At 46.1% G+C, this 9,171-nt stretch carries 9 protein-coding genes and 6 tRNA genes; 3 read left to right on the forward strand and 12 right to left on the reverse strand.

What is annotated here, in order from left to right; all coding sequences use genetic code 11:
- Positions 1–80: 80 nt before the first annotated feature.
- Positions 81–521, reverse strand: a complete 441-nt coding sequence (locus tag BBA02S_RS19090; RefSeq protein WP_041097889.1) for a Dps family protein — start codon at positions 519–521, stop codon at positions 81–83.
- Between the two features lie 114 nt (positions 522–635).
- On the opposite strand from BBA02S_RS19090, the gene ytzI reads away from it, so the two are divergent.
- Together ytzI and yidD are read left to right on the forward strand one after the other, a co-directional pair.
- Positions 636–788 (forward strand): YtzI protein, encoded by a 153-nt coding sequence (gene ytzI, locus BBA02S_RS20445; protein WP_082028150.1) that lies wholly within the window; start codon positions 636–638, stop codon positions 786–788.
- Between the two features lie 24 nt (positions 789–812).
- Positions 813–1,085: a membrane protein insertion efficiency factor YidD gene (gene yidD, locus BBA02S_RS19095; RefSeq protein WP_052475146.1), complete on the forward strand. Its 273-nt coding sequence runs from the start codon at positions 813–815 to the stop codon at positions 1,083–1,085.
- Between the two features lie 72 nt (positions 1,086–1,157).
- Here the strand turns inward: yidD and BBA02S_RS19100 are convergent, their stop codons facing one another.
- The 5 genes from BBA02S_RS19100 to BBA02S_RS19120 form a co-directional block, all read right to left on the reverse strand.
- Positions 1,158–2,594, reverse strand: a complete 1,437-nt coding sequence (locus BBA02S_RS19100) for an o-succinylbenzoate--CoA ligase (protein WP_041114035.1) — start codon at positions 2,592–2,594, stop codon at positions 1,158–1,160.
- A gap of 150 nt (positions 2,595–2,744) precedes the next feature.
- Positions 2,745–3,563, reverse strand: a complete 819-nt coding sequence (menB, locus tag BBA02S_RS19105; protein WP_041097893.1) for a 1,4-dihydroxy-2-naphthoyl-CoA synthase — start codon at positions 3,561–3,563, stop codon at positions 2,745–2,747.
- Positions 3,564–3,579: 16 nt separating this feature from the next.
- Positions 3,580–4,389, reverse strand: coding sequence for a 2-succinyl-6-hydroxy-2,4-cyclohexadiene-1-carboxylate synthase (menH, locus tag BBA02S_RS19110; RefSeq protein ID WP_052475147.1), 810 nt, complete (start codon positions 4,387–4,389; stop codon positions 3,580–3,582).
- Complete coding sequence (gene menD / locus BBA02S_RS19115) at positions 4,380–6,143, reverse strand: 2-succinyl-5-enolpyruvyl-6-hydroxy-3-cyclohexene-1-carboxylic-acid synthase (protein WP_041114036.1); 1,764 nt, start codon at positions 6,141–6,143, stop codon at positions 4,380–4,382. The genes menH and menD overlap by 10 nt, the downstream gene beginning before the upstream one ends.
- Positions 6,136–7,551: an isochorismate synthase gene (locus BBA02S_RS19120; RefSeq protein ID WP_041114037.1), complete on the reverse strand. Its 1,416-nt coding sequence runs from the start codon at positions 7,549–7,551 to the stop codon at positions 6,136–6,138. The genes menD and BBA02S_RS19120 overlap by 8 nt, the downstream gene beginning before the upstream one ends.
- Positions 7,552–7,789: 238 nt before the next feature.
- Here BBA02S_RS19120 and BBA02S_RS19125 point away from each other — a divergent pair, with 238 nt between their 5' ends.
- A complete protein-coding gene (locus BBA02S_RS19125; protein WP_041097899.1) occupies positions 7,790–8,539 on the forward strand; it encodes a TraR/DksA C4-type zinc finger protein in 750 nt (249 codons plus the stop codon).
- Between the two features lie 89 nt (positions 8,540–8,628).
- On the opposite strand, the gene BBA02S_RS19130 is transcribed toward BBA02S_RS19125, so the two are convergent.
- The 6 genes from BBA02S_RS19130 to BBA02S_RS19155 all read right to left on the reverse strand — a co-directional run bounded on the left by BBA02S_RS19130 (position 8,629) and on the right by BBA02S_RS19155 (position 9,128).
- Positions 8,629–8,700: transfer RNA gene (locus tag BBA02S_RS19130), tRNA-Glu, on the reverse strand.
- A gap of 3 nt (positions 8,701–8,703) precedes the next feature.
- Positions 8,704–8,794, reverse strand: a tRNA-Ser gene (locus BBA02S_RS19135).
- Between the two features lie 7 nt (positions 8,795–8,801).
- A tRNA-Asn gene (locus tag BBA02S_RS19140) sits at positions 8,802–8,876 on the reverse strand.
- A gap of 6 nt (positions 8,877–8,882) precedes the next feature.
- Positions 8,883–8,956: transfer RNA gene (locus BBA02S_RS19145), tRNA-Ile, on the reverse strand.
- A 13-nt stretch (positions 8,957–8,969) separates the two neighbouring features.
- Positions 8,970–9,043: transfer RNA gene (locus BBA02S_RS19150), tRNA-Gly, on the reverse strand.
- 12 nt (positions 9,044–9,055) lie between these two features.
- A tRNA-Phe gene (locus BBA02S_RS19155) sits at positions 9,056–9,128 on the reverse strand.
- Positions 9,129–9,171 lie beyond the last annotated feature (43 nt).

Consider the following 9,171-nt stretch of genomic DNA (forward strand, 5'->3'; position numbering starts at 1 on the left):
TGGAAAGCAACCGGTCCCATCCACAACAAAGAGGATGCTCTCTGATTGGAGGCATCCTTTTAGCTGTTCATTCTTTTTTCTTATTTCCCTAAGAAGGACTTTAGCATCCAGACATGCTTCTCAAGCCCTTGATGAATAGAAAGCAGCATGTCGCCTGTTGTTTCATCATTTACTTCTGCCGCAAGATCCATCGCTTCTTTTAATTCATTGATCATGATTGTAAAATCATCCACCGTGGATTGAACCATTTGTTCCGCTGTTTCCCCGCCTTCTGCTTCATTGACAGAAGCCATCGCCAAGGATTCTTTCAGCGTAGCCACCGGCTTGCCCTCTAAGGCCAGCAAACGCTCAGCCAACTCATCAATATGAACACCTGCTTCTGTGTAAAACTCTTCAAACTTTTCATGAAGCGCGAAGAATTGTTGACCCTTAACAAACCAGTGATAATTATGTAATTTAGTGTACATCACCGTCCAGTTGGCGATTTGCTTGTTTACACTTTCAATCAATTGTTGAGACATCTTTTTATTCCTCCTATTCATTTTCCTGCTATTTTAGTTATTACCCTGATTGTTGCATTTTCAAACTCGTTCTCTTCACTAAAAATGATATAATGGTCACGGGAGGGAAGTCAATTGATTACCATTATGATTATTTCTGTTGTCATTATTGCCGTTGTTATCGCCCTGTCTGTTTTTACGGTGAACAAAGGCTACGCCTTCAAGCATACGATTGATCCGCTGGAGAACAACCCGCATTTGCCAAAAGACGATGAAAGCAAGAAGTAAATTCGAGATGAAGGCGGATGTTTTATGATCAAACAATTGTTTATCCTTGTAATCCGATTTTACCAGAAGGTGATTTCTCCATTAAAGCCGCCTACCTGCCGTTTTTATCCGACATGTTCTCATTACGGGCTAGAATCCGTCAAGCGGTTTGGTGCGTGGAAAGGCGGGTATTTAACGGTGGTTCGCCTGTTAAAGTGCCATCCGTTTCATCCCGGCGGCTTTGATTTTGTTCCGGAAACGTGGGAGGACCGTAAAAAGCCGCAAACACAGAATCCAAATGAAATAAATAAAAGCTGACACAGAAAGCGGGAAACCTCCAGCTTTCTGTGTCAGCTTTTTTGCGGAAAGTGCACTCTCCCGTTCGCTTTTTTAATCCAATGGCACCTTCAGCTCGCGGCGCAGCAGTTTTTTAGAAGCGTTTCTCGGCAGGCAATCCATTTTTATGAAATAAGCCGGACACTTATATTTTGCCAGCCTCTCTTCGCAGAACTGACGCAGCTCTTCTTCAGTGACTGGCTCCCTTTCGACTATAAAAGCGGCAGGAACTTGTCCCCACTTATCATGAGCGACACCAGCGACACCAGCCTCTCTCACGGAAGGATGACTGAGCAGGACAGACTCTACTTCAGCAGGGTAGACATTTTCCCCTCCGGAGATGATTAGATCGGAACGGCGGTCCAGAACGAATAAGAAGCCTTCTTCATCTACATAACCAATATCCCCGGTATGGAACCATCCATCCGTAAAAGCAGCCTGATTCGCTTCCTCGCGATTCAAATAGCCAGGGGTGACATTCGGTCCTTTCACTAAGATCTCCCCTTCTGAGAAAGGCGGAGCAGCAATTTTCAGCTGGCACGGAAAGAGCGGTTTTCCGGCTGATCCAAGTTTTGTTAAGCTATATTCGGGAGGCAATGTCACAATTTGCGAAGCAGTCTCTGTCATTCCATAGGTTTGAAACACAGGAATCTTTTTCTCTTCACAAGCTTCCAGAAGAGGCTTTGGAGCCGGCCCCCCACCGAGCAGCATACAGCGGAAATTGGGATGGTAGCGTCCCTCCAGCGATTCTATAAGTCGGGAGAGCATAGCGGAAACGACAGAAATAATCGTTCCTTCTCCTTTCTGCAAAGACTCATTAATCACACGTTCATCAAAATGAGTATATAAGCGCACCGGAATTCCATAAAGGACACTGCGCATCAAAATAGAATAACCGCTTATATGAAAAATGGGCACGGCACAAAGCCAGCAATCATTTTCCTGGAGACCTAAATTAAATACTGAGCCAGTCGCGCTCCACCAGTGATTTCCATAGGTTTGCCGAACCCCTTTTGGTTTTCCTGTCGTTCCTGAGGTATACATAATTGAACATGTATCCTCCAGCCAAAATTCCTCGCGGCCAGCCGCCTGCTCAGCCGGCAAAGGGCTGGATAAGCTTTTGCGAACGAAAGTCCCCTCTAATTTCTCAACGGTCTCTTCGTAAACAGGATCATAAACAACCGCCGCTAGCTCGGCATCTGTCAATTGCCACATCAACTCTCCCGTTGTCAGCCGGTGATTTAAGAGAACAGCCTCTATTCCCAGCTGCTGGACTGCATGAATCACACACACCGCATCCGGCGTATTTTGGACGAGCAGACCAACCCGCTCCCCAGTCTTTAGCCCTTCTCGTTTCAATTCGGCCGCCCAACTCAAAGCTTTTTCATACAACTGAGCAAATGTCCAGGCGGTCCCTTCAAAGAATAAGGCCGGACGATCAGGTGTCAGCAGAACCCGCTGTTTTAACCAGTTTGGCACCCTTTCAGCCATCTTCATTCCTCCTATCCTGCTCTGGCTGGCTGACAAAAAAAGCTTGATGGCTGCCCATCAAGCTTTTTTATGCACCCGCCAGCCAGAGGGATTTTTAATTAATTACCTCTTTTCTACAGCTGCGGCATTGTCTTCACCTGCATGCCTGTATTAAGGGAATCTTGGGAATTGTCCAAAGTCTGGCTTGCGCTTTTCTTTGAAAGCGTCTCTTCCTTCTTTCGCTTCATCTGTTGTGTAATACAAGAGCGTCGCATCTCCAGCAAGCTGTTGAAGACCAGCCAGACCATCTGTATCGGCATTCATGGCTGCTTTCAAGAAGCGAAGAGCTGTCGGGCTTTTCTCAAGCATTTCTTCACACCATTTAACCGTTTCTTCTTCCAGCTGCTCAAGCGGGACAACCGTATTTACGAGTCCCATGTCGAGTGCTTCCTGAGCATTGTACTGGCGGCATAAATACCAAATTTCTCTCGCTTTTTTATGACCGACAATGCGAGCCAAGTAACCAGAACCGTATCCGGCATCGAAGCTTCCGACTTTCGGACCTGTTTGACCGAATACGGCATTTTCAGCTGCAATAGTTAAATCGCAAACGACATGAAGAACATGTCCGCCGCCGATCGCATAACCTGCTACCATCGCTACAACCGGTTTGGGAATGACGCGAATTAAACGCTGCAGATCCAGCACATTCAGACGAGGGATTTCATCCTCTCCTACATATCCGCCGTGACCGCGCACTTTCTGATCGCCGCCTGAACAAAATGCTTTATCGCCGGCTCCTGTTAAAACAATGACACCAATTTTTTCATCATCACGAGCATAGGCAAACGCATCGATCATTTCCATCACAGTTTTAGGACGGAAAGCGTTATGCACCTCAGGACGATTAATGGTGACCTTCGCAATACCGTTGTATGTTTCGTATAAAATATCTTCGTATTGGCGTTCGCTTACCCAATTAATAGCCATCATTCATTCCTCCTTATTATGTACGGGATAAAAACTCCTTTATTATTGTACCAAACTTCGCGGAATCTTCCACATGAATCGCATGTCCCGCTCCGTTTATTTCTTTCCAGACTGACTTTGGAAGCAATTGCGCCATCTCGGAAGCAATCCGTGCAAACTTTTGATCTTCTGTGCCAGTCATGATCAAAATCGGCATAGAAAGCTTAGGCAGAGCCTCCCACCAGGAAGGCTGGACGCCTGTCCCCATTCCTCTTAACGAACCGCTGAGGCCTGCCGGGGAGTTGCGCAGCCGCTCCAGGCGAATGGCCTCCTGCTTCTGCGGCGGCAGCTTTTTTTGTGTAGCAAACAGCGGAATATCCTGCCAATATTGAACGAAGGCTTCTATTCCCTCCTGCTCGATCCTTTCCGCCAGCGCCTCATCCGATTGCTGGCGTGCTCTCCGTTCCTCCGCTGTCTTCAGCCCTGGAGAAGCGCTTTCCAGCAGTAAGGACTGCACAAGAGCGGGAAACAGAACAGCAATCGTTAAAGCCAGCCTTCCGCCCATGGAATAGCCAAGCACATGAAACCGGGAATGGCCCAGCTCTGCCATAATAGTTTTCATGTCCTCAGCCACAAGCTCTATATTATACTCTTTTCTATCTGCTGGACAGCTGCTCTTGCCATGGCCGATAATATCGACAGCCATGCACTGATAGCTCTCTTTTAAATGCTTCATCGTCTCTTTCCATGTTTCTGAGCTTCCCGTAAAGCCGTGCAGCAGCAGCAAGGGAGCGCCTTCTCCGTTGATTTCCACGTGATACCGGCGCTGCTGGATGCTTATGTCCAAAACTGATCACCTGCCGTTAACTCGCTCACTTCCCGCGACACCTTTTCCCATAAACGGCGATGAACGATCACATTTTCAGCCCGGTCGGTGATCGCTTCTATGATCAAAGGCCCTTTTGCCGTTTCTGCTTTCGCCATGCTCTTATCCAGAGAATCTAAGTCTGAAACCTTTTCATAAGCAGCTCCGTACAGTTTAGCGGCATGGGCAAAATTCAGATCGGCTGGCGTTCCGAACAGCTGCTCAAAATGCTTTTCTTCCGAAGCTTGAGGCAAATAAGAGAAAATCCCGCCGCCGTTATTGTTCATCACAATAATCGTTATGTTCAAGTCATTTAGCTTTGCGGCCAGCAACCCATTTAAATCATGGAAGAAAGAGAGATCTCCAATGATTAAATAAAGCGGAGGCACAATGGCTGCCGCTCCAAGCGCGCTGGACACTAAACCGTCAATGCCGTTCGCTCCCCGATTGGCCAGCAAGCGGATGCTCCGCTCATCTTCAAAAAAGAAAGAGTCCAGATCACGAATTGGCATACTGTTGCCGACAAATAAGGCTGATCCATCAGGAAGCCGCTTGAGCACTTCATAAAATAGCTTGCCTTCATCCAATTCTTCATGTTCTTCTATACTTCTCATCGCCGCTCTTGCCGTTTGATTGACCTGAATCCAGCTTTTCAACCAAGAGCTTTCTTCTCTTGGCTGATCAAGACAAGAGGAAAGAGCGCGGCAAAACGAGCTTTCATCAGCAGCCAGCATGTGGGTAGCTGCTCCAACCGGATCTCTCCAGCCTCCTCCGCTGTCAATGACGCAATGGATGGCTGCCGCATGCTTACTAATGAATTGCGTGAGCGCTTTAGAAACAGGCATGGCGCCAAAGCGAAGCACCACTTCAAATGATGCTTGTTGTTTAAGGGACTCATTTCTTAAAAAAGCATCATAACTATCTATAATGACAGGAGAATGAACGCCTCCGCTCCGCAAGCCTGACAGCGGGTCTGCCAATATAGGATAGCCGAGCTTTTCAGCCAGTTCCACTACCGCTTTTTCAAACCCTTTCGATTGCTGTTCGCCGCAAACAATAATGCCTCTTGACTTGCCTTTTAATCTGTCAGCCATTGTTTGTATTTCTTGTGGCGGAAGAACTTTCACGCCTTCTCCGAGATAAACGGATGGCAACCCCTCTGTTTCAAGCCGATCAAACACTCCGTCATAATCAGGAAGCAGCGGCTCACGAAAAGGAAAATTTAAATGTACGGGACCAGCTGGCGATTGCTTCGCTGCGTGCACTGCTTTAGCCGCGGCAATCCGCACGTAGCGAAGCATGCTTTCTTCAGCATCCGGCAGCGCCATTTCAGCAAACCATTTTACATGAGTTCCATATAACCGGTTTTGGTCGATCGTTTGCGGTGCTCCTGCGTCTCTCAGTTCATGCGGACGATCTGATGTCATGACAATCAGAGGAATCCGTGCATTTTTCGCTTCTGTCACTGCAGGCAGATAATTAGCTGCAGCTGTACCTGATGTACATAACAAAGCAGCCGGTTTGCCGGAAGCTTTAGCTAATCCAAGGGCAAAAAAAGCAGCCGAACGCTCATCTACTTGAATATATACTTTTATCTCCGGGTGTTCCGCTAATAAAAGCGCCATAGGAGTAGACCGCGAACCCGGACTAATCACGGCGCTTTCTACTCCTGCCCTTACAAGCCCATCAATGAAATGAGCATTATATAATGTTAAGTTTTCTCGGTTACTACTCATCAGCCATTTCTCCTAACGCCCGCAGCATGGGCCGAAACTTAATACGCGTTTCTGCCAGCTCGCTTTCTGCCTCTGAATCTGCTACAATTCCGCATCCGGCATACAAAAATGCTTGCTGCTTGCTCAATAAGCCTGAACGGATGGCAACAGCAAATTCACCATTTTTCCGGTAATCCATCCAACCAACGGGACCGGCATAAAATCCTCTATCCATTTCCTCTAGACGGCGAATCACCGGAAGCGCTTTGTCATTAGGTAGCCCGCCAAGCGCAGGTGTTGGATGAAGCCTTTCAACGAATTGCAAAATAGAACGGCCTTCATCTGTTATCCCGGTAACAGGCGTGTATAGGTGCTGAATATCTCTTACCTTCATTAGTCCCGGAGCTGACGGGATATTGACCGTCTGGCATAAAGCCTCCATCTCTCGCTTAATCATTTGAACCACATAATCATGCTCTATGCGATTCTTTTCATCATCCAGCAATTCCTTCCCGAGAGCGTCATCTTCTTCGTCAGTTCTGCCTCTTTTAATCGACCCGGCAAGACAAGTAGACAAGGCGATGTCGTTTCGCTTGCGGACCAATCGTTCGGGAGACGCGCCGAGAAAGCAAGATTCCATCGCTTCTAACGAGAAAACAAAGCTGTCCGGCTGCTGCTTCATCAATCGTTCCAGCACGTTATCCTGGTCGATTTCTTGATTAAAGCCAGCAACAATTTTTCTTGCAAGAACAACTTTTTTCAACTCATCATCTGAGCGAATTTGTTTAACAGCTTCGTTCACTGCTTTCTTCCATTGCTCGGTGTTTTGCTCTTTTATATAAGCAAATTGCTTATGCTCGTCCGGCTGCTGCGCGCTCGCCTGTGTGAGCAGCCAGTCCTTTTTCGATTCCAGCTTATCTATGAGCTCCTCCAATTCATCAGAAGGGCAAATAACGTTCGTCGTTAAATAGCATTCTCCTTCATAGATCGTTAACATATACTCCGGCAAATAAAAAAAGGCAGAGGAAAATTTAGACCATTCTTCTTCCTGTTCTTGCTTGGGATCAAAAGAAAAGCCGCCAAATAAAACCGGCCCTACCCCATACGCATCGAAAGAGTTGTGAATAAATGAACATTTAATCATATCATTCCATTTCTCCTCCGTTTCTGCATAACGGGATCGATCTGTTTTTTCGTTGCGTATTGTATAAATATTGCCTAGGCCGACAATTTCCACTTCTCCGTCGCGATCTTTCCAAAAAAAGCGTTCCCCCGCATAAAGAGCTCGTCCGCTTTGGTAAAATTGCAAAGAATCTATCCAATCAATCTTTTCGACATAACTAAATAAAGATGTTCGTTTATTATGTTGCTTTTCAAGAATAGACTGCACAAAAGCTTCTTTGATCGGCTGGCTTTTTATAGTAGACAATGAACTCTCCTCCATTGCACTTAAATCAATTATTCATTCTAGTCAAACCTATTTAAAGATACACCTCCAGAACTCTTCCTGTCAATCATTCCCCACTTTATTTACCGTCAATCGCATAAATAACAGCCACGCTCTCTTCTTCATAAAACTTCTCTCCATGTTTCAAATAAAAAAAGAAAGGAAATAAGAAGAATAGGTTCATTTCATCGATTAAAAGAGAAAGAAGGATGTGAAAGAGATGTTATCTAATCAACAACTTCGTTCATTAAAGAATGATTTGCTTATACAAAAAGAACAGCTTCTTCATCATACAGACAGGGAAGGAACAGAAAAAGAGGCGGGGAGCCAACAAGAGACAACAGGAGAGCTTTCTATGTACGATAATCACCCAGCGGACATAGCCACAGAGTTATATGAGAGAGAGAAAAATCAAGCATTAAGCGAACATCATGAAAGTGAATTAAAAAAAGTGGAAAGAGCACTAGAAAGAATGAACGACGGGAGGTACGGCAAATGTCTTGAATGCGGAAAGGATATTTCCTTTGATCGTCTTCAAGCGGTGCCTGCCTCTCTCTACTGCATAGAGCATACACCAGAAAGAACAATAGCTGCTGACCGTCCAGTTGAAGAGAAGATTCTTCAACCTGGCATCAACGGACGCTTTCAACATGAAGATGCAGAAATAAAAGATTACGGAGACAGCTTCAAAGAAGCAGCTAACTATGGAACCTCGGAAACACCTTCTGACTTTATGGAAGGACAGAGAACATACAATGATTTATATGAAGATATGGAAGAGACTGGCGAAGGAGTAACAGAAGACTACGAAAACTTCACCGCAACAGATGCGAAAGGAGAAAATAACGGATTTTATCGGTCTTCAAAGGAACAACTATACGCAGAAGAATTAGAAGAAGAACAGATTGAATCGCCGTTAGGCGACATTCCTTACAAAGAAAAAGATAGTTACTTGAAGGAGAAAAAATAACAGAAAGCCGCTTGCAGATAAGAACAAGCGGCTTTCTTCTTTATTATCATCGAACAAAAAAAGCTTCCAAGTAAATGGAAGCTTTTTTATGACCCGTACGGGATTCGAACCCGTGTTACCGCCGTGAAAGGGCGGTGTCTTAACCGCTTGACCAACGGGCCTTATGGCGGAGAAGGAGGGATTTGAACCCTCGCGCCGCTTACGCGACCTACACCCTTAGCAGGGGCGCCTCTTCAGCCTCTTGAGTACTTCCCCAAAAATATGGCTCCGCAGGCAAGATTCGAACTTGCGACCGATCGGTTAACAGCCGATTGCTCTACCACTGAGCTACTGCGGAACGAAGTGGGCCTGAATGGACTTGAACCATCGACCTCACGCTTATCAGGCGTGCGCTCTAACCAGCTGAGCTACAGGCCCATTTAACATGAAATGGAGCGGGTGATGGGAATCGAACCCACGACATCAGCTTGGAAGGCTGAGGTTTTACCATTAAACTACACCCGCGAATATAAAAGGTGGCTCAGGACGGAATCGAACCGCCGACACATGGATTTTCAGTCCATTGCTCTACCGACTGAGCTACTGAGCCATCAAAAAATATGCGTTTGTAAACATTTAATACTATGTATCAA

The organism is Bacillus badius NBRC 15713 (assembly GCF_001591605.1).
Classification (GTDB): domain Bacteria; phylum Bacillota; class Bacilli; order Bacillales; family Domibacillaceae; genus Pseudobacillus; species Pseudobacillus badius.